Annotated in this window: 16 protein-coding genes; 4 read left to right on the top strand and 12 right to left on the bottom strand. The window is 71.0% G+C overall.

All coding sequences use genetic code 11. The features are described 5' to 3' along the window. Positions 1-29 precede the first annotated feature (29 nt). The 5 genes from ACFYY8_RS32360 to ACFYY8_RS32340 form a co-directional block, all read right to left on the bottom strand. Positions 30-1,094 carry a threonine aldolase family protein gene (locus ACFYY8_RS32360; protein ID WP_390047561.1) on the bottom strand — a complete coding sequence of 355 codons (1,065 nt, stop codon included), beginning with the start codon at positions 1,092-1,094 and terminating at the stop codon, positions 30-32. 67 nt (positions 1,095-1,161) lie between these two features. Beyond that, the gene (locus tag ACFYY8_RS32355) at positions 1,162-1,800 is read right to left on the bottom strand and encodes an SDR family NAD(P)-dependent oxidoreductase (RefSeq protein ID WP_390047559.1); all 639 of its coding nucleotides are present in this window, start codon (positions 1,798-1,800) and stop codon (positions 1,162-1,164) included. Beyond that, positions 1,797-3,881, bottom strand: coding sequence for a DUF6421 family protein (locus ACFYY8_RS32350; RefSeq protein ID WP_390047557.1), 2,085 nt, complete (start codon positions 3,879-3,881; stop codon positions 1,797-1,799). Before ACFYY8_RS32350 ends, ACFYY8_RS32355 begins: the two co-directional genes overlap by 4 nt. Before the next feature lie 204 nt (positions 3,882-4,085). Next, entirely contained in the window at positions 4,086-4,571 is a 486-nt protein-coding gene (locus tag ACFYY8_RS32345) for an NUDIX domain-containing protein (RefSeq protein WP_390047794.1), read from the bottom strand. Between the two features lie 19 nt (positions 4,572-4,590). Then, the gene (locus ACFYY8_RS32340; RefSeq protein WP_390047555.1) at positions 4,591-5,550 is read right to left on the bottom strand and encodes a LysR family transcriptional regulator; all 960 of its coding nucleotides are present in this window, start codon (positions 5,548-5,550) and stop codon (positions 4,591-4,593) included. A 146-nt stretch (positions 5,551-5,696) separates the two neighbouring features. On the opposite strand from ACFYY8_RS32340, the gene ACFYY8_RS32335 reads away from it, so the two are divergent. The 4 genes from ACFYY8_RS32335 to ACFYY8_RS32320 all read left to right on the top strand — a co-directional run bounded on the left by ACFYY8_RS32335 (position 5,697) and on the right by ACFYY8_RS32320 (position 9,511). Further along, positions 5,697-6,542: a class I SAM-dependent methyltransferase gene (locus ACFYY8_RS32335; RefSeq protein ID WP_390047553.1), complete on the top strand. Its 846-nt coding sequence runs from the start codon at positions 5,697-5,699 to the stop codon at positions 6,540-6,542. Between the two features lie 28 nt (positions 6,543-6,570). Next, entirely contained in the window at positions 6,571-7,218 is a 648-nt protein-coding gene (locus tag ACFYY8_RS32330) for a TetR/AcrR family transcriptional regulator (protein WP_390047551.1), read from the top strand. Positions 7,219-7,552: 334 nt separating this feature from the next. After that, on the top strand, positions 7,553-8,674 hold the full coding sequence (locus ACFYY8_RS32325; RefSeq protein ID WP_390047549.1) for a right-handed parallel beta-helix repeat-containing protein: 1,122 nt from the start codon (positions 7,553-7,555) through the stop codon (positions 8,672-8,674). A gap of 132 nt (positions 8,675-8,806) precedes the next feature. Next, entirely contained in the window at positions 8,807-9,511 is a 705-nt protein-coding gene (locus ACFYY8_RS32320; RefSeq protein WP_390047547.1) for a hypothetical protein, read from the top strand. On the opposite strand, the gene ACFYY8_RS32315 is transcribed toward ACFYY8_RS32320, so the two are convergent. The 7 genes from ACFYY8_RS32315 to ACFYY8_RS32285 all read right to left on the bottom strand — a co-directional run bounded on the left by ACFYY8_RS32315 (position 9,451) and on the right by ACFYY8_RS32285 (position 17,171). Further along, positions 9,451-10,131: a response regulator gene (locus ACFYY8_RS32315; protein WP_390047546.1), complete on the bottom strand. Its 681-nt coding sequence runs from the start codon at positions 10,129-10,131 to the stop codon at positions 9,451-9,453. The genes ACFYY8_RS32320 and ACFYY8_RS32315 overlap by 61 nt on opposite strands. Beyond that, positions 10,115-11,320: a sensor histidine kinase gene (locus ACFYY8_RS32310; protein ID WP_390047544.1), complete on the bottom strand. Its 1,206-nt coding sequence runs from the start codon at positions 11,318-11,320 to the stop codon at positions 10,115-10,117. Before ACFYY8_RS32310 ends, ACFYY8_RS32315 begins: the two co-directional genes overlap by 17 nt. 79 nt (positions 11,321-11,399) lie before the next feature. Next, positions 11,400-13,001, bottom strand: coding sequence for a serine/threonine-protein kinase (locus ACFYY8_RS32305; protein ID WP_390047542.1), 1,602 nt, complete (start codon positions 12,999-13,001; stop codon positions 11,400-11,402). Beyond that, on the bottom strand, positions 13,001-14,596 hold the full coding sequence (locus ACFYY8_RS32300) for a zinc ribbon domain-containing protein (RefSeq protein ID WP_390047540.1): 1,596 nt from the start codon (positions 14,594-14,596) through the stop codon (positions 13,001-13,003). The genes ACFYY8_RS32305 and ACFYY8_RS32300 overlap by 1 nt, the downstream gene beginning before the upstream one ends. Before the next feature lie 159 nt (positions 14,597-14,755). Beyond that, entirely contained in the window at positions 14,756-15,439 is a 684-nt protein-coding gene (locus ACFYY8_RS32295; RefSeq protein WP_390047538.1) for an adenosylcobinamide amidohydrolase, read from the bottom strand. Continuing rightward, positions 15,436-16,209, bottom strand: a complete 774-nt coding sequence (locus ACFYY8_RS32290) for an ABC transporter ATP-binding protein (protein ID WP_390047536.1) — start codon at positions 16,207-16,209, stop codon at positions 15,436-15,438. Before ACFYY8_RS32290 ends, ACFYY8_RS32295 begins: the two co-directional genes overlap by 4 nt. Then, positions 16,206-17,171 carry a FecCD family ABC transporter permease gene (locus ACFYY8_RS32285; RefSeq protein ID WP_390047792.1) on the bottom strand — a complete coding sequence of 322 codons (966 nt, stop codon included), beginning with the start codon at positions 17,169-17,171 and terminating at the stop codon, positions 16,206-16,208. The genes ACFYY8_RS32290 and ACFYY8_RS32285 overlap by 4 nt, the downstream gene beginning before the upstream one ends. Positions 17,172-17,570: the final 399 nt, after the last annotated feature.

Below are 17,570 nucleotides of genomic sequence, written 5' to 3'. Positions count from 1 at the left end.
TCCGCCGTACGGGACCGGGCCGCGTGTTCTCACGCCTGCGCGCGCATCTCCTCGGCCACGGCGGCGGCGAAGGCGTCCACATCCGCCTCCGTGGTGTCGAAGGCGGTCATCCAGCGGACCTCCCCGGCGGCCTCGTTCCAGGTGTAGAAGCGGAAGCGCTTCTGCAGCCGCTGCGTCACCTCGGCGGGCAGGACCGCGAAGACGGCGTTGGCCTGCACGGGCCTGGGCACCTCGACCCCGGGGATCTCCCGTACGGTGGCGGCCAGCCTGCGGGCCATGGCGTTGGCGTTGCGCGCGTTGCGCAGCCACAGGTCACCGGCGAGCAGCGCCTCGAACTGCACCGAGACGAACCTCATCTTGGAGGCGAGCTGCATCGCGCTCTTGCGCAGGTAGCGCAGTCCCCTGACGGCGTCGGGGTTGAGGACCACGACCGCCTCGCCGAACATCAGCCCGGCCTTGGTGCCGCCGAAGGACAGCACGTCGACCCCGGCGTCCGTGGTGAAGGCGCGCAGCGGCACCTCGAGCGCGGCGGCGGCGTTGGCCGCGCGGGCGCCGTCGAGGTGGACGAGCATGCCGAGCTGGTGGGCGTGCTCGCAGATCACCCTGACCTCGTCGGGGGTGTAGAGGGTGCCGAGCTCGGTCGCCTGGGTGATCGATACGACCCTGGGCTGGGCGCGGTGCTCGTCGCCGAAGCCCCAGGCCTGGGTGTCGACCAGCTCGGGGGTGAGCTTGCCGTCCGGGGTGGCGACGGTGAGCAGCTTGAGCCCGGCCGACCGTTCCGGGGCGCCGCCCTCGTCGGTGTGGATGTGCGCGGACTCGGCGCAGACGACCGCCTCCCAGGGGGCGGTCATCGCGCGCAGCGCGACCACGTTGGCCCCGGTGCCGTTGAAGACCGGCCACGCCTGTGCCAGGGGGCCGAAGTGGCCGCGGAAGACCTCCTGGAGGGCCTCGGTGTAGACGTCCTCGCCGTAGGAGATCTGGTGTCCCTCGTTGGCCAGGGCCAGGGCCTGGAGGATCTCCGGGTGCACTCCGGCGTAGTTGTCGCTGGCGAATCCCTTGACCAGCGGGTCGTGTCTGCGGATGGCGTCTGTCACTTCTTCCCCTCGGTCGGGCGGCCGCCCTTCGGTGTCCGGCCGCCCGCGTCGTTCTCGCCGTCCCGCCTCACGGGGCCAGGACGATCCTTTCGCCGTTCCTTTCGGTGTCCCACAGGCCGTCGATCGCCTCGGCGAGGTCCTCGACGTCGGTGAACCCGGGGAAGGCCCGCTCGGGGGCGGCCTCCCGCATGGCCTGGTTCACCAGGGCCTTGACGACCAGGACGTTCGCCGTCGAACCCGAGCCCTCAAGGGCGTCGGCGAAGGCCAGGGTCCAGGCCTCGGCCGCGGCCTTGGCCGCGCCGTAGGCCGCGTTGCCCTGGGTCGGCCGTTCCGCGGCCAGCGCGGAGACGATGGCGAACCTGCCGTGCCCGCTCGCCCTCAGCAGCGGCTCGAAGGCGAGGGTGACGTGCTGCAGGGTGCGGACCAGCAGGTCGTGCAGCAGGTCCCAGTCCTCAAGCCTGGTCTCGGCGAAGGTCTTCGAGCCGCGCCAGCCGCCGACCAGGTGCACGACGCCGTCCAGCCGGCCGTGCTCGGCCTGGACGTCGGCGGCCAGCCGCCTGACCGCCTCGGCGTCGAGCAGGTCGACCGGGAGGGTGCCCTCCGCGCCTGACTTGTCGACGCCGATGACGGTGTGCCCCTTGTCCGTGAAGCGGCGTACGACCGCCCTGCCCGCGGGCCCGGCCGCGCCCGTCACCAGAATGATCATGCCCGGATTCCCCTCGTGGACTCGACGACATCGCCGAGCTTACGGCGCAGGGCCTCGTAGAACATGCTCAGGGGGAACTCGTCGGGCAGCACCGCGTCCACCACGGCCTTGGGGAAGCCCTCGACCGGCAGCGCGTCCACTCCCCGGTGCCAGACGGAGGCCGGATGCGGCTCGACGTAGGCGGCGACGAGCTGGTGGGCGGCCAGCCAGTGGGCGAGCTTGGAGCGGTCGATCCCGTCCCGGTAGAGCTTCTCCACCTCGCCCCGCAGGTCGGCGACGCCGTCGGCGACCCGGTCCCAGGCGACGCTGAGCCGATTGTCCGTCCACCTGACGATGTCGTTGCGGTGCAGGTAGGCGAAGAGCAGCTGCCCGCCGAGGCCGTCGTAGTTACGGACCCGGTCACCGGTGATCGGGAAGCGGAACAGCCGGTCGAACAGGATGGCGATCTGGACGTAGCGGGCGTGCGGGACGCCCTCCCGCTCCAGCTTCACGGCCTCGCCGAACGCGGTCAGGTCACAGCGCAGCTCCTCAAGGGAGTAGAGCCAGTACGGCATGCGCTGTTTGATCATGAACGGGTCGAACGGCAGGTCGCCGTGGCTGTGCGTGCGGTCGTGGATCAGGTCCCAGAGCACGAAGGTGTCCTGGGCCAGTTCCTGCGAGGCGACCAGCCGCGCCGCGTCCGGCGGCAGCGCGAGTTTGAGCGTCTCGGCGGCGGCCCCGCTGACCGCGCGGAAGCGGGCGGCCTCCCGGTCGCAGAAGATGCCGCCCCAGGTGAAACGGGCCGGGGTCTGACGCACCGCGACGGTCTCGGGGAACAGGACGGCGGAGTTGGTGTCGTAGCCGGAGGTGAAGTCCTCGAAGGCGATCGGCACGAAGAGCGGGTTGTCGTAGCGCTCGCTCTCCAGGTTCGCCAGCCACTCGGGCCAGACCGTGCGGATCAGCACGGCCTCCAGGTGGCGGCGGACGCTTCCGTTCTGGGTGTACATCGGGAAGACGACCAGGTGTTCGAGGCCGTCGATCCGCTGGGTGTCGGGGTGGAAGGCGTCGAGGGAGTCCAGGAAGTCGGGGACGCCCAGGCCCTGCTCGACCCACTTGCGCAGGTCGGCGACCACCGCGGTGAGGTAGGCCTCGTCGTGCGGGAAGCACGGGGCGAGCCGTACGACGTGTTCGACGATCTCGGCGATCAGCTCGACCGCCCTGTCCCTGTCTCCCTCGATGGAGCCGTCCTTGGCCTGCAGCGGCTGGAGCGCCTCGACGGCCGCCTTGAGTCCCTGGAAGGACTCGCGGACCACAGAGATCTCCTGGATCTCCTGGAGACGCCCGGCGGGGACGGGCACCCGGGCGGCCCAGGTGACGAGGTTGCCCCAGAGCACGGCGTGGTCGTAGTCGCCGATCGAGTCGTCGCCGAACAGGTCGGAGTCGGCGACGACCACGACCCTGCCCTCGCCGTGCCGTACGGCCAGCGCCAGGGGCGCGTCGGCGGGGTCGGCGGTCCGCGAGGTCCGGAACAGCACGTTCGCGTGCTCGGGGCCGGTCAGGACGCCCGCCCGGTAGAAGCATGCCCTGCGCGCCCCGGCCAGCGGGTCCTCCCGCTGCGAGGGGTCGCCGGGGACGCCGAGGACCCAGGAGGCCACGCCGTTGTGGGAGTTCCCGGGGTCCTGGACGGTGGTGTGCTCGACGGTGACGCCGAAGCGGCCGAGCAGTTCGGCGAGGTTGCTGCCGTACTTCTCCTGCTCGCACTCGGCGAGCACGACCAGGCCGCCCCCTGCCGTGACGTGGTCCTCGATCGCGTCGAGTTCCTCGACCGGCAGGACGGGGCTGCCCAGGCCGGTGGTGCGCTCCCAGCGGTCGGCGGAGGGGTGGGCGATCACGAGGACGTCCTGCCCGGCGAGAAGGGCCGGGGTGACCGGTCCGCCGGTGTGCGCGGCCACGGTGTGCCCGAGGCGGCGCAGCGTCTCGGCGGCGCGGGCGTAGCTGTTGTCGTCGGGATGCCCCGGATTCATCGTTTCGGCCACGTCCCTGCGGATGGTCCATGACTCGTTGTGTGCCTCGTCGAAGAGCACCCGTGGGAACGCTCGCACGATAAATCCTCCCTCAGATGTGAGCCAACGACGGAAAATATACACAAGACACCTGAATATTGACACACCTCTTACGGCAGGGGCGGTGTGGATCATCCGGACAAGGGCCCAGTGAAGCCCTCGGGATGGATGTTTCGGACGGACCGATACGTATGGCCGTACGGGATGGGGACGGGCGCACCGCGGCGGGCCCGTCCCGGGAGGTCACCTACCGGCGAAGTAGTCCGCCACGACCCTGGTGTGCAGCGGGAAGGCCAGCTCCCGTGGGCCGTCTATCGTCAGCCACTCCGTCGTCTCGTCGGTCGGCACGACCGGCGGAAGCGCGGCGGAGGGGGTCTCCGGCCCCATGGCGAAGATCAGCACGGTGCCGTCGGGGGCGCTGAGCACGTCGAGGAGCCGGACGGCGTCCGCGCCGACGACGACCCCCGTCTCCTCGCGGAGCTCCCTGACCGCCGCCTGCTGCCAGGACTCCCCCACGTCGACGAAGCCGCCCGGCAGGGCGAGGCCGCCCCGGTGCGGTTCGACGCCGCGGCGGATCACCAGCACACCGTCGTCGACGGGCAGCAGCATCACGGCGACCGGCAGCGGGTTGAGGTAGGCGGTGTTGCCGCAGAAGGAGCAGGTGCGCGGCCACGCCTGGTCGAGGGCGTATGCACTGCCGCAGAAGGAGCAGTGCGAGTTCCTGGTCATCACGCCGCGAGACTACGGCTCACAACCGCTTCAGCGGCCCGTGCCTTTCCAGCCAGCCGCGGTAGGCGGGGGCCCGCTGCGACTCCGTCCAGTAGGTGGTGGTCAGCGCCCGCACCAGATCGTCGGCGTGCGCGGTGATCGGCCCGGGAGCGGTCCACCCGATGAGGTGCCGGAAGCGCAGGGGCGAGCCGGCCAGCGGGCGGATCGCGATGCCCTCCCTGGCCGGGACGGTCGCCTGGAACAGGCTGACGCAGCGCCCCTCCGCGACCAGGTCGACCCCGACCTCCAGGTTGACGCCGTAGGCCACGCGCGGGGTGAAGCCGTGCGCGGCGCAGGTGTTCCAGAAGTACTCCCTGGGCCCCGACTCAAGCGGGGTCGGCAGCGCCCAGTCCTCCTCGGCGAGGTCGCGCAGCTCGACCTCCTCGTGCTCGGCCAGCGGGTGACCGGCGGGCAGGCCGACGAAGAGCGGCTCGACCGCGATGGCGGTGTACACCGCGCCCGGCGGCGCGGAGAGCCGGTGGTCCGGATAGTCGTCGAGGGTCGCCAGCTCGATCCGCTCCGATTCGAGCAGGCCGGGCAGCGTGTCGATCGTCTGCTCGGTGAGCAGCCTGATCTCCGCGCCGGGCAGCAGCCTGCGGAGGGTCTTGGCCAGATAGATCCGCAGCCGGGTCGGGGCGCAGCCGACCCGGATCGGCGCCATCTCCACCTGCGGGGGCGCGTAACGCCTGGCCGTCCGCTCCAGCTCGTCGACGGCCGAGACCAGGGAGCGGGAGCGGACGAGCAGCCACTCGCCGAGCATGGTCGGGCGGGCACCTTCGGGGCCCCTGTCGAACAGGGGGTCGCCGAACATCTGCTCGATACGGCGCAGCTGAGCGGTGAGCGCGGGCTGGGACATCTTCAGGGTCACGGCCGCCCTGGAGATGCTCCCGCTGTCCGCGATCGCACACAGCACCCTCAGATGACGAACCTGGAGATCCACGCATCGAGAGTAAAAGCAAAGAAGCTTTCCAGTAAGACCTAATCGGCGAAGAGCCCGGGGCGCGTGCGGTTGACACCCTCCCGCCTCGCGTCCCATTATGAACGAGTGTTCATGAACGGATATTCATATCAGCTCGGGGAGGAAACATGGGCTCTGTCGTCAACGTCCGCCAGTCCGAGGCCTGGAACGGTTACGAGGGCAACCACTGGGCCGACCACCAGGACCGCTACGACGCCGTGAACGACGCCTTCAACGAACCCCTGCTCGCGGCGGCGGCCGTCGAGGAGCGGGACACGGTGCTGGACGTCGGCTGCGGCAACGGGCGGGTGACCCGGCTGGCCGCCAGGCTGGCCCGGCACGGCCACGCGGTCGGCCTCGACCTTTCGGCCCCCATGCTCGGGCGGGCCCGCGCGAGCGCGGACGCGGAGGGCGTCGCCAACGTGACCTTCGAGCGGGGCGACGCCCAGGTCCACCCGCTGCCCTCCGGCCGGTTCGACGTGGCGACGAGCCGGTTCGGAATCATGTTCTTCGCCGACCCTGTCGCCGCGTTCGCCAACATCGGCCGCGCGCTGCGCCCCGGCGGGCGCCTGGCCATGCTGTCGCTGCGGAACCTGGACGACCAGGACCTGGGCCGCGTCCTCGCCGCGATGTCCCCGCACCTGCCGCGTCGCCCCGCCACGACCGAACCCGGCGGGCCCGGCCCCGAGTCGCTGGCCGACCCCGCCCGCGTCCACGAGGTGCTCACCGCCGCGGGCTTCGAGAACGTGACCACGACCCCCGTGGACGCCCCACAGACATGGGGGGCGTCCACCGAGGACGCGGCGGCCTTCCTTGGCGCCTGGGGTCCCGTCCGCTTCATGCTCGGCCAGGCCGATCAGGAGTCGGCCTCCCGCGCCCTCGACGCCCTCACCGAGGCGATGCGCCCCTTCGAGCGGGCCGGTGCCGTACGGCTGCGCGGCGCCGCCTGGCTGATCACCGCCACCCGGCCGTGACCCACCTGGCTCACTAGGATGCGGGGTGATGTCACCGAGAAAAGCGGCCGCCCTGCGTGACGGCACCGACGGCCTGAGCCTGCGCGAGCACCTCGTCGCCACCGCCGGACGGCTCATCGCCGAACGCGGCACCACCGGACTCACCGTCCGCGACATCGCCCGTGCGGCGCGGGTCGCGGACGGCGTGCTGTACAACCATTTCGAGGGCAAGGAGGAGTTGCTGGCGCTGGCGCTGCACGCCCACGTCCGCTCGGTCGAGCGCGACCTCGGCCCGCTGCCCGCCAGGCCGGGCGAGGGAACCGTCGCCGGCAACCTGCGCGCCTGCCTCGCCTACGGCCTCGCCCTGCACAAGGCCTTCCTGCCCGCCTTCGCGGGCCTGCTCTCCCAGCCCGAGGTGCTCGCCCGCTTCGACGCGCTGCCCAACCCCCTCGGCGAGGGCCGGGGGCTGCAGGCGATGCTCGCCGGCTATCTGCGCGCGGAACGCGACCTCGGCCGCCTGACCCCCTCGGCCGACCCCGAGGCCGCCGCCACGCTGCTCGTCGGCGTCTGTCACGAACTGGTCCTCCCCCGCCTGCTTCAGGGCGCGGCCCCGGGCTCGATCGTGACGCCTCCCGGCCACGTCGAGGCCCTGATCTCCACCCTCATGAACGGCATCGCCCCGCCCCCGACCGCCTGAGACCCGGCACCGGTCTTCCAGGGAGACAGGTCCGTCCTCCGGAAAAGCCGCCCGCCACAGGCGATCAGGCGTTGTCGCCGATAAAACAAGCACCGGTCGACATCGATTTCGATTCATCTCCCAAGACAGATTCGCCGACCCGAGGCCGGCGGTCCCGGTCCGGCTGTCGGGCAACTACCGGAACGGCCTCCTTCACGGGACCGACGGGCCAATTTACTGGCTTTTCCGGCAACCGGTTTCCAGGCACTCTGAACGATGATCAGCTCCATCAGGTGACATTTCGGGGAACGCCGGCGGAGAACCAGACGGACGTACCGAGGGAATCAGGAGAGAAATGATCAGAAACCGTGCGGGGAAGGCGATGTGGCAACGCCTGCGCATGGCCGCGGGAGTCTTCGCGCTCGTCCTGCCCGCCGCGCTGCTGCAGACCGTACCGGCCCAGGCGACCACGGTCGGCTGCGGTGACGTGCTGACATCCAGCGTCACCCTGGCCGCCGACCTGACCTGCACCGGCCCCGGCCCGACCACCCTGACCGTCAACGCGGCGAACATAACCATCGACCTCGCGGGCCACACCCTGTCGGCCGGCCTGGTGGACGACGGCTTCCCGGGGGTGACCGTGAAGGACGGCCGGCTCGCGGGGCTCAGCGCCCATCACAGCGCCGCTGTGACCCTCTCCAACGTGCGGGTCACGCAAGTGACGATCAAAACCCTGGCGGCGGTGACCGCCAATGGAACGCCGGACACCTGCGAGATGGGTTCCATCTTCGTCAACCTAGGTCACCTGACGGTCGACAACTGCACCCTGCACGGCGGCACCTTCTTCTCGGGGCGGCAGCCGACGGTGAGATCGAGCATACTGAGAAACGGCCGGCTGAATTTCGTCGAAAGTTTCAACGGTCTGTTCACAGGAAACGTCTTCGACAACGTCCCGGTGGCCCTGAATTACGACTCGGGCAATTTCACGTTCCGCGACAACGTCTTCAAGAACGCCGACACAGCCATCGAGGCGAACAGCGTGTGGGCGCTGGCGGGGCCGACCACGATCGAGTACAACGCGTTCGACGACAACTCCATCGGAATGCGCGCCGCCCCGAAGTTCGACGGCCTGATCGTGCGGAACAACACCTTCTCCCGCAACAGGACGGTCGGCCTGTACATCGACAACCAGCAGGTGCCCGGGCAGCTCCACCCGGTCTCCGACAACGTCTTCCTGAACAACGGGCTGGCGCCCAGCGGAGCCACCGACCGGTGGCACAACCCCCTCCGGGGAGGCCTGCATCTCCTGAACGTCAGCAACACGGACGACCCGCCCTATCCCCCGATCACTCTGAGCCGCAACACCGGCTCGGGCAACGCGGACTACGTCATCTGGGCAGTGGCGGGACACGTGTCCGACGGAGGCGGAAACCAGGGCCCCTGCAGGCCGACCGGCTATAGCCTGCCCTGTTCCTGAGGAACGGCGTCACGGGACGATACGCCGCCGGGTGGAGAGTGGGTCCCTCCCCCGGCGGACGACCCGGCGCCGAGGGCGGGCCTACCTTCCTTGCATTGGTTCCGCACAGCAAGGCACAGCAAGGAATTCCCGATGCTCAAGGACTCAGCCGACTTCAGGCGCGTCGCGTCCGGCACACTGCTGATCGTCGCACCCCTCCTGCAGACGATCGCCGTCATCATCGACCCCGGCACCTGGGGCGACGACCGGGAGGCCGTCAGCTACGGCGACAACCCGGCCCTGGCCCAGGCCCAGTCGGCCCTGTACCACTGGTCCTACCTGCTCATGGCGCTGGCCGCCATCGCCCTGTTGCACGTGATGCGCCGCAGGGCCGTGGTCTTCGGTCACGTCGCGGGCACGCTCACCGCGCTCGGCTACATCAACCTGTCGGGCATGCTCATGATCGACCCGGTGGAGTGGTGGCTGGGGCAGCGCAACACCCCCGAGCAGACCGCCAAGATCCTCGACGAGATGCTGAACCTGCCCGGCGTCGTCTTCGGCTTCCAGATGCCCTGGCTCTTCTTCGCCATCTTCGGCATGCCGGTCCTGCTGGCCGGCGTGTGGCGGGCCGGGTTCACGCACTGGTGGGTGCCGCTCGTCGTCGCGATCGGTTACGGCACCTCCCTGGTCGTTCCGTACGGCCCGGCCTCGGTCGCGCTGTGGGGCGCCAGCGCGGTCGCGATCGGCTCACTCGGCGTCAAGATGCTCAGGATGAGCCGCACGGAGTGGATCTCCCACTACCCCACGGACGCGCCCGGCCGTACCACGCCCGACTCGTACGCGAACACCACGGCCTGAGCCCGATCCCGCAGATGAAGCTTCATGAGCACCCGCGCGACGTGCGTCTTGACCGTGGCCTCCCCGACGAAGAGCTCCCCGGCGATCTCGGCGTTGGTCATGCCTCTGGCCAGGAAGCGCAGCACCTCAAGTTCGCGCGGGGTCAGCTCGGCCAGCTGCGGCGGGGGCGCCGGGTCGTGGCGGCCCGCGAAGGAGGCGATGACCCGGGTGGTGACCGCCGGATCGAGCAGCGCGTCACCGCCGACGACGACCCGGATGGCCTCGACGAGCTGCTCGGGGGGCGAGACCTTCAGCAGGAACCCGCTGGTCCCGGCGCGCAGCGCGGCGTAGAGGTTCTCGTCGGTGTCGAAGGTGGTCAGCATCACCACCTTCGGCGGGGCGGGCTGGCCGAGGAGCTGCCTGGCCGCGGTGAGACCGTCCATGCGCGGCATGGAGATGTCCATCAGCACGATGTCAGGCCGGGTGCGGCGGGTGACGGAGACGGCTTCGAGCCCGTCCGCCGCCTCCCCGACGACCTCCATGCCCGCCTCGCTCTCCACGACGAGCTTCAGCCCGGCGCGGACCATGGCCTGGTCGTCGGCGATCACGACACGAATGCTCGTCTCAGTTGATCCGTTCATCGGCGAACACCTCCTGGTGGGAGATAGGCAGGGACGCGTGGACACGGAAACCGCCCTCCGGGCGGGGGCCCGCTTCGAAGCGGCCGCCGAAGAGCGCGGCACGCTCACGCATGCCGACGAGGCCGTTGCCCGTCGACAGCTCGGACGGGGCTCCGCCGCCGCCGTCCAGGACCTCAAGTTCGATGTGGTCACCGTGGTAGGTGATGGTGATCGTGATCTCGGACTCGCCGCCGTGCTTGACCGCGTTGGTCAGGGCCTCCTGCGCGATGCGGTAGGCCGACAGGTCGAGGCCGGGGGGCAGCCGTACCGGATCGCCGACGATGTCGAGACCGATCCGCAGCCCGGAGGAGGCCAGCGAGGTGACCGTGCCAGCCAGCAGGTCGAGTCCCGGCTGCGGGATGGCCTCGTCGAGCGGCATGCGCAGCGCGCCGAGCATGACGCGCAGTTCGTCCACCGCCTCCCGGCCCATCCGCTCGATGCCGAGCAGCATGTCCTCGTGCGGGCTTCCCATCCGGCGCATCACCCCGGCCTGCATGACCATCATGCTGACGCTGTGGGCGACCACGTCGTGCAGCTCGCGGGCGATGCGGGTGCGTTCCTGCGCGACGGCCTCGGCGGCCTGGCGTTCCCTGTCACGTTCCAGTTGTACGGCGTGGGCGGCCAGGCGGTGCGCCCTGGTGGCGTAGGCGCGCACGGCCAGGCCGGTGAGGTAGGCGGCGCCGAAGATGACCGTGAGGAAGATGACCTCGTCGAAGGGCAGCAGGCGGTGGTCGACGGCACCGGAGTCGAAGACCAGGATGCCGGTCACGGCCCAGGCGAGGCCCGGCCTGACGGGCAGCTCGGCGGCGACCGTGTGGAAGACGATCAGCAGGGAGGCCAGCTGCCAGGTCTGGCAGCCTTCGTAGCCCTGCCGGTGCCAGGCGTACTGGGCGAGGATCATCAGGATGAAGACCGCGACCGGCGCCTTGCGCCGGAACCACACCAGTACCCCGGTGACGAGCGCCTGGCCGATCCACCACAGTTCGGGGGTCTCCGCCGCGCCGTGGTCGGCGGCGACGGTGAAGGCCTCCAGCGTGCCGAGTGCGATGACGGCCAGGCCGATCAGCAGATCCGCCCTGGGCACCGTGCGGAGGTGCCGGGCGAGGAAAGCGGCGCCGGAGCGTCGCAGGAGGGGAGAGGGAACCGCCATGCGGGGAGACTAATCCCTTCCGCCCTCCGTGCATACAGGACAAAACGCCCAGGCAAGTGGCTTACAAGTGGACCACAAGTCAGGAGGTCCCGAAGGCCACGCTCCGCACGAACCGATTGGCCAGCGAGCTGTCACAGGTGCCCGGTGCGCAGAAGTAAATCATGAGAGCGGGTTTGCCCGGTCGTTCCACTGCCCAGCCGGTGAAGTCCAGTCTGCCACCGCGCTGCGGGTCGGTGATCGAGCCTTCGAGCCGTACGGCCGGCTTGCCCCCCACCAGCACCTGGACGACCTCGGAGGAGACGTTGACCGTGCCCGGCAGCGAGGACTGCAGGGTCTCCTGGAGCTGCTGGGCCCCGCTCCGCGGGTCGAGGGTGTCGAGGGTCTGCGCGTAGATCCCGGTCGCCTCCGCCGGGGAGGCCTTGATGATCTCGTTGACCGCCGCCCAGTCGGCGGTGACCGGCGTGCCGAACAGCGCGTCGAACTCCCCGGCCCTCGGGGAGGCGACCACGAACACGTCGGCGTGCGCGCGGGGGGTCCAGTCCGGCGGGTGCTCGAAGGCGACCGGCACCGCGGACGATCCCGCGTACGGCGTCCACTCGCCTCCTCCCCTCAGGACCGTGGCGAGCACCGCGACCAGCGCGACGACGGCCGCCACGGCGACGCCCGCGCCGACGACGATCCCCCGCCTCTTCCCGCGTTTCCGCTGGGAGGCCTTCCTCGATGATCCCGGCGTTGGCCTCCTCGCGGGCGTCTCCGGCTCGGCCTGGGAGACCTGGGAGGTCCGGGAGGCCTGAAGGTCATGGGGGGCCGCCTCCGCGAGCCGGTAGGACTGGCCGCTGATCGCGTCCCGCAGCTCGGTGACGAACCGCGTGCAGGTGTCGTAGCGCTGCTCGGGCGACTTGGCCAGCGCCCGCGCCATGACGCCGTCCACCTCCATCGGCAGCTCGGGCCGCAGCGAGCTGAGCGGGGTCGGCGTCTCGGCCAGGTGTGCCCACAGCAGCGCGATCTCGTTGTCCCGCTGGAACGGCAGCCGCCCGGCCAGCGCCTCGTAGACCACGCACGCCAGGCCGTACTGGTCGCAGCGGCCGTCGACATGCTCCTTGTTGATCTGCTCGGGGGACATGTAGCGGGGCGTGCCGATGAACTGGTCGGTCTGGGTCAGCCCCGAGAGCGAGGTGAGGTGCTTGGTGATGCCGAAGTCGGTGAGGTAGGCGTGGTCGCCCTCGGTGTGGCCCGCGATCAGGATGTTGGCCGGTTTGACGTCCCGGTGGATGAGATTGTGCGCGTGCGCGGTGTCCAGCGCCGCCGCCACCTGGGCGAAGATCCTGTTGGCCTGGCCGACCTGCATCACCCCCCGGTCGTAGAAGAGGCGCCGCAGGTCGGGGCCGTCCACGTAGCGCATCGCGATGTAGAGCGTGCCGTCCTCGGCCGCGTCGGCCTCGTAGACCGGGATGATGTTGGGGTGGTCGATGCTCGCGACCGTCCGCGACTCCAGCACGAAGCGCTGGCGGAAGCGCTCGTCCTCGCCCAGCAGCGGGTTGAGGACCTTCAGCGCCACCTTGCGGTTCAGCCGGGAGTCGATGGCGAGGTAGACCACCGCCATGCCGCCCTTGCCGATCAGGTCCTCGACGCGGTACCCGGCCACCTCCTGGCCGATCAGGGCTCTGTCGTTCTGGGCCATCACGCCTCCGTGGGGTGGCCGCAGTAGCCGCAGAAACGGTGCGCGGGCCCCAGCCGCATCCCGCAGGCGGTGCAGTACTTCTGGGTGACGGTGACGGCGTCCGGCCTGGTCTCGGTCTCCCTGGTGCCGGGCCCGCCGCCCGGGTCCCGCGCGACCAGCACGGGAGTGCCCGGCGCGGTGGTCGTCCTGGGCAGCGCGGGGAATGAGCGGCCGACCACGACGGTGGCGTCGGCCGCCTCGTCCGGTGCCCCGCGCCTCGTCGGCCGTGCCTCAGGGCGAGGTGCGGTCCGCGGTCCGGGAGGCGGCGGCGTGTTCCGTACCGGCTCCTCCTCGGCCTCCTCCTCTTCGGTCCCCCTTCCGCGCCACAGCAGGAACGCCCCGGCCAGTACGGCCAGCACCAGCACGCCTCCCCCGACGAGGAAGGGCCACAGGGGAGGCCCGGCGGCGCCGTCACCGGCGGCGGCCGCGGCCCGCTTGGCTCCCTCGTCCTCGGCGGTCCCGCGTTTCTGCTGGGACGTCTTCAGGTGCGCCGCCGCCAGGACGTGCCCCGGGTAGAGGTCGAGGACACGCTGGAAGGCGGGGACCGCGTCGCCGTAGTAGTGGGTGTGGAAGCGGGTCAGCGCCTGCTCGAAGGCCGCGTCGATCGGCCCTCTCCTGGGGGTGACCCTGGCCTCGGCCAGGGCCTTGGTGACCTCCCGGACCCCGATCATGCGGCCGTCCTCGCCTCCTCCGACGAGCAGGCCGACGACCTCGCCCTTCTTGTCCTCGATCACCGGGCCACCGAGCAGACCCCGGTCCACGAGCGCCCCCAGCTTGCGCGGCTCGTCCACCTTGTTCTCCGGGTCCTGGAACCCTCGGCCGCCCTCGCCCGCGCCTCCGGCTCTCAGGTGGGCGATGTCCACGGTCTCCGGCAGGTTCGCCGCCGGCCGTCCGGTGAACCCGGCGACCGCGACCGGCCAGGAGTCCTTGTCCGGCACCTGGGCCGCGAGCGGCGCCGTCGGCAGGCCCGCGCTGGCGTCCGCGCGCCCGACCGGCACGAGCACGGCGGGACTGTCCGGCTTGTCCCCCACGCGGGTGATCTCGGCCTTGAAGCCCTCGTCGTCCGGCCGGGAGATGTTGGGGAAGACACGGATCTCGGTGGTCACGTCGACGATGCAGGTGGCCGTCGGCAGCTTGGGCGGGTAGCACTCCTGCAGGTGATGGTTGAGTAGTTTGTCCTTCAGGGTGTGCCGCTTGAAGTCGTCAGGGATCTTGACCTTGTGGTGCTCGGCGAAGATCTTGTTGGCGGCGTAGACCGCCACGTCCTTGTCCGTCCTGACCACCCTGGTGAGGGTGACGAAGGCGCCCTCGGGGTTGACCACGGTGCCGGTGCCCGCACCGATCGGCACGTCGTAGGAGCGTTCGACGTGGACCAGTTCGCCGATGTGGTCGAGCAGGGTGATGTCGACGCGCGCCTTGGCCTCGACCCTGACGACCGCCGGGGTCACCAGGTCGGTGATGCCACTCGGATGTTCGTGCGCGAACGCGGGGACCGTCGCGGCGGCCACGGGGACGACGAGGCCGAGGAGTGCGAAAGCCAAGACGAATCGCCGCATAGCCACTCCATAGGGGGGATTAGGACAAGCGTGGCAACCGTAGTGCAGAAGTCAATAGAACATCACCCGGATAAGTATTCAGTAGACAAACAATCACCGTTCGACCAGGACACATCCCACCAGACCTCCGAAGACAACGCCTAGATCAACCACCAATCCCTACATTTCGGACAGTCCTGAAGATGGTTCCCAAGTCGTCCGGCCGTTCCTGCCCATCCAGTCACGGGCGCCCTGCCGTACGGCGGCGTGCACCGCACGGGCGACGCGGGCGCCCCAGGTCGAGCGCGGGCCGCCGAACAGCTCTGCCCGCCCCTCTTCCCGCACGGCGACGCAGACCGCGTCCGAGGCGGTGCCCGTACCCGGGAAACCCTCCTCGGCCAGCGCCTGGGACTTGGCCTCGGTGACCGTCATGACGGCGTTGACCAGGGCGGCGTCGGTCATCGCCACCGGGACGGCGACGACGATGTTGATCGTCCCCGGCAGGTACATCGGCGCCAGTTCGGGGTCGGGGGTCCCCTCGGGGGCCGCCGCCCAGGTCGGCACGCGCAGGCCGACGGTCGCCGCGACCTCGACTCCCCCGTCGGCGGCCGTGGTGAACCGGTCGACGGCCGCCGCGGTCAGCATGCCCACCCCGGGTCCCGGCGGGGCCATCTCCAGCAGGTGCGCCACCGGGTCCATCCGCGAGTAACCCCCGGCCACCTGGGCGTTGAGCACCCACCCGACCGGCCCGACGCCGCCGCCCAGCATCGCCGAGGAGATCGCCCGCCAGCCGGGGCCGCACTCCCACAGCAGCGAGGTCAGCGTGGCCCCGTCCTCCTCACGACTGCTCAGTCCGAGTCTCACGGGCGCTCCAGGTGGACCTGTGGTCTGCCGCCCGCGTCGGCCACCACACGGACCCGGGCGTCGAAGTGCTCACCGATCAGCTCCTCGGTGAGGACGTGCGCGGGAGTGCCCGCCGCCGCGGCCCCACCGCCGGCGACCAGCGTCATCATGTCGGCGTACTGCCCGGCGACGCTCAGGTCGTGCAGCGTCGTGACCACGGTCAGGCCGTCGGCCAGCCTGAGCCGGTCGAGGAGTTCGAGGACCTGCTGCTGGTGCCCCAGGTCCAGGGCCGTGGTCGGCTCGTCGAGCAGCAGCACCGACGCCCGCTGGGTCAGCGCCCTGGCGAGCACGACCCGCTGGCGCTCCCCGCCCGACAGGTGGCCGAGCGCGCGGGCGGCCAGCGGGGACAGGTCGAGCCGGTCGAGCACCGAGGCGGTCACCTCCCGGTCCTCCCGGCTCTCCCTGCCCAGGTGCGGGATGTACGGTGTGCGGCCGAGCATCGCGTAGTCGAAGACCGTCATGTCCCCGGGGAGCGCCGGGGTCTGCGGGGCGTAGGCCAGCAGTCGCGCCCGTTCCCTCGGCTTGAGCCCGCGCACCGGCGCGCCGTCGACGAGCACCTCGCCCGAGTGGGGCAGCAGCCCGGCCAGCGCCCTGAGCAGGGTGGACTTGCCCGCGCCGTTGGCTCCGATGACGGCGAGCCACTCCCCCGCACCCGCCCGCAGGTCCACACCGGACAGCACGGCCCGCCCGCCGAGGACGACACCGAGCCCCCTGGCCTCGACGCGGCTCATGTCTCCACCCGCCGGGTGAGGCGGAGCACGGCCACGAAGAACGGCGCCCCCGCGAAGGCCGTGACCACACCGATGGGCAGCTCGGCCGGGGCGATCACGGTCCTGGCGGCCAGGTCGGCCAGGACCAGGAAGACGGCCCCGCCGACCAGGGACAACGGCAGCACCACCCGGTAGGACCCCCCGGCCAGGCGACGGACCACGTGCGGGACGACGATGCCGACGAAGCCGATGAGCCCGCTGACCGCCACGGCGGAGGCGGTGGCCAGCGAGGCGGCCAGCAGCACCACGAGCCTGACCCTGGCCACGTTCACGCCGAGGCTGGCCGCCTCGTCGTCGCCGACCGACAGCACGTCGAGCAGCCTGCCGTACAGCAGCATGACCACGACGGAGACCGCCGCGTACGGCAGGATCAGCCTGACCTGCTCCCAGCCGCCGCCGACGTTGCCGAGGATCCAGCCGTAGACGCGCTGGAGCTCCTCCACGTCGAGCTGCTGCAGGAACGTCTGGACCGCGGTGAGGAAGGAGGTCACGGCGACCCCGGCCAGGACCAGCGTCGCGGTACCGCCGCCCCGCCCCGCGACGTTGCCCAGCGCGTAGGCGAGCAGGACACCGCCGATCGCCCCGGCGAACGCCGCGCCGGGCACCAGGAGCGTGCCTCCCTCGCCGGTCGTGAACACGATCACCGCCGTCGTCGTCAGGCCCGCCCCGGCGGCGGCCCCCAGCAGGTAGGGGTCGGCCAGCGGGTTGCGGAACACCCCCTGGTACCCGGCGCCCGCGCAGGCCAGCAGGCCGCCGACGATCGCGGCGAGCAGGACCCTGGGCAGCCTGAGTTCCAGCAGCAACGCCCGCTCGACCGGCGCGAGCCCGGAGTCGGCGGAGACGAACGGCAGCCAGTCGAGCAGCTGCAGCGCGGCCCCGCGCGGCGCGATGTCCGCCGCGCCGACCAGCAGGGCGGCGAGCATGCTCGCCAGCAGCAGGAGGCAGGCCGCCAGTGTGACGAACGGGCGCGGCCCCGCGGTCCGGCGGGGAAGCCGCTTGCCCGCCGTCCGGAGGAGGCCGGGGGCCGCGTCACGGCGGGCACCGGCCTTCTCCGGCGAGGACGCGCCCGTTGAGGGACGGGAGAGACCGGTCACCACGTTCCTCCAGCATGGATGCCCCGTCCTTCAGGGCGGGGGGGAGATGCGGAACGGTCTCTCATGGCGTTCTCCGGATGTGCTTGGCGGGGTTGGCTACGGTGATCGGGCCGGCGATAACCAAGCTGGCGTTGCGTGACCGCCCCAGGGCATGGGGTGGCAGCGCGGGGAGCCCTCCAGCCGTTGGGCGGGGCTGTGAACCGCGAACCACCCGGTTTCGGCTGGGAA

Origin of the sequence: Streptosporangium sp. NPDC001559, assembly GCF_042893955.1 — a bacterium.
Classification (GTDB): Bacteria; Actinomycetota; Actinomycetes; order Streptosporangiales; family Streptosporangiaceae; genus Streptosporangium.
The sequence above is the reverse complement of the archived record's forward strand: the minus strand, read 5'-3'. Positions and strand labels throughout refer to the sequence as shown.

Coding starts and splice junctions, on each gene's coding strand:
- ACFYY8_RS32355 (WP_390047559.1), bottom strand. CDS start 1,800: ATGATCATTCTGGTGACGGGCGCGGCCGGGCCCGCGGGCAGGGCGGTC.
- ACFYY8_RS32310 (WP_390047544.1), bottom strand. CDS start 11,320: ATGGCGGTTCCCTCTCCCCTCCTGCGACGCTCCGGCGCCGCTTTCCTC.
- ACFYY8_RS32285 (WP_390047792.1), bottom strand. CDS start 17,171: ATGCTCGCCGCCCTGCTGGTCGGCGCGGCGGACATCGCGCCGCGCGGG.
- ACFYY8_RS32325 (WP_390047549.1), top strand. CDS start 7,553: ATGATCAGAAACCGTGCGGGGAAGGCGATGTGGCAACGCCTGCGCATG.
- ACFYY8_RS32330 (WP_390047551.1), top strand. CDS start 6,571: ATGTCACCGAGAAAAGCGGCCGCCCTGCGTGACGGCACCGACGGCCTG.
- ACFYY8_RS32305 (WP_390047542.1), bottom strand. CDS start 13,001: ATGGCCCAGAACGACAGAGCCCTGATCGGCCAGGAGGTGGCCGGGTAC.
- ACFYY8_RS32335 (WP_390047553.1), top strand. CDS start 5,697: ATGGGCTCTGTCGTCAACGTCCGCCAGTCCGAGGCCTGGAACGGTTAC.
- ACFYY8_RS32315 (WP_390047546.1), bottom strand. CDS start 10,131: ATGAACGGATCAACTGAGACGAGCATTCGTGTCGTGATCGCCGACGAC.
- ACFYY8_RS32320 (WP_390047547.1), top strand. CDS start 8,807: ATGCTCAAGGACTCAGCCGACTTCAGGCGCGTCGCGTCCGGCACACTG.
- ACFYY8_RS32345 (WP_390047794.1), bottom strand. CDS start 4,571: ATGACCAGGAACTCGCACTGCTCCTTCTGCGGCAGTGCATACGCCCTC.
- ACFYY8_RS32290 (WP_390047536.1), bottom strand. CDS start 16,209: ATGAGCCGCGTCGAGGCCAGGGGGCTCGGTGTCGTCCTCGGCGGGCGG.
- ACFYY8_RS32300 (WP_390047540.1), bottom strand. CDS start 14,596: ATGCGGCGATTCGTCTTGGCTTTCGCACTCCTCGGCCTCGTCGTCCCC.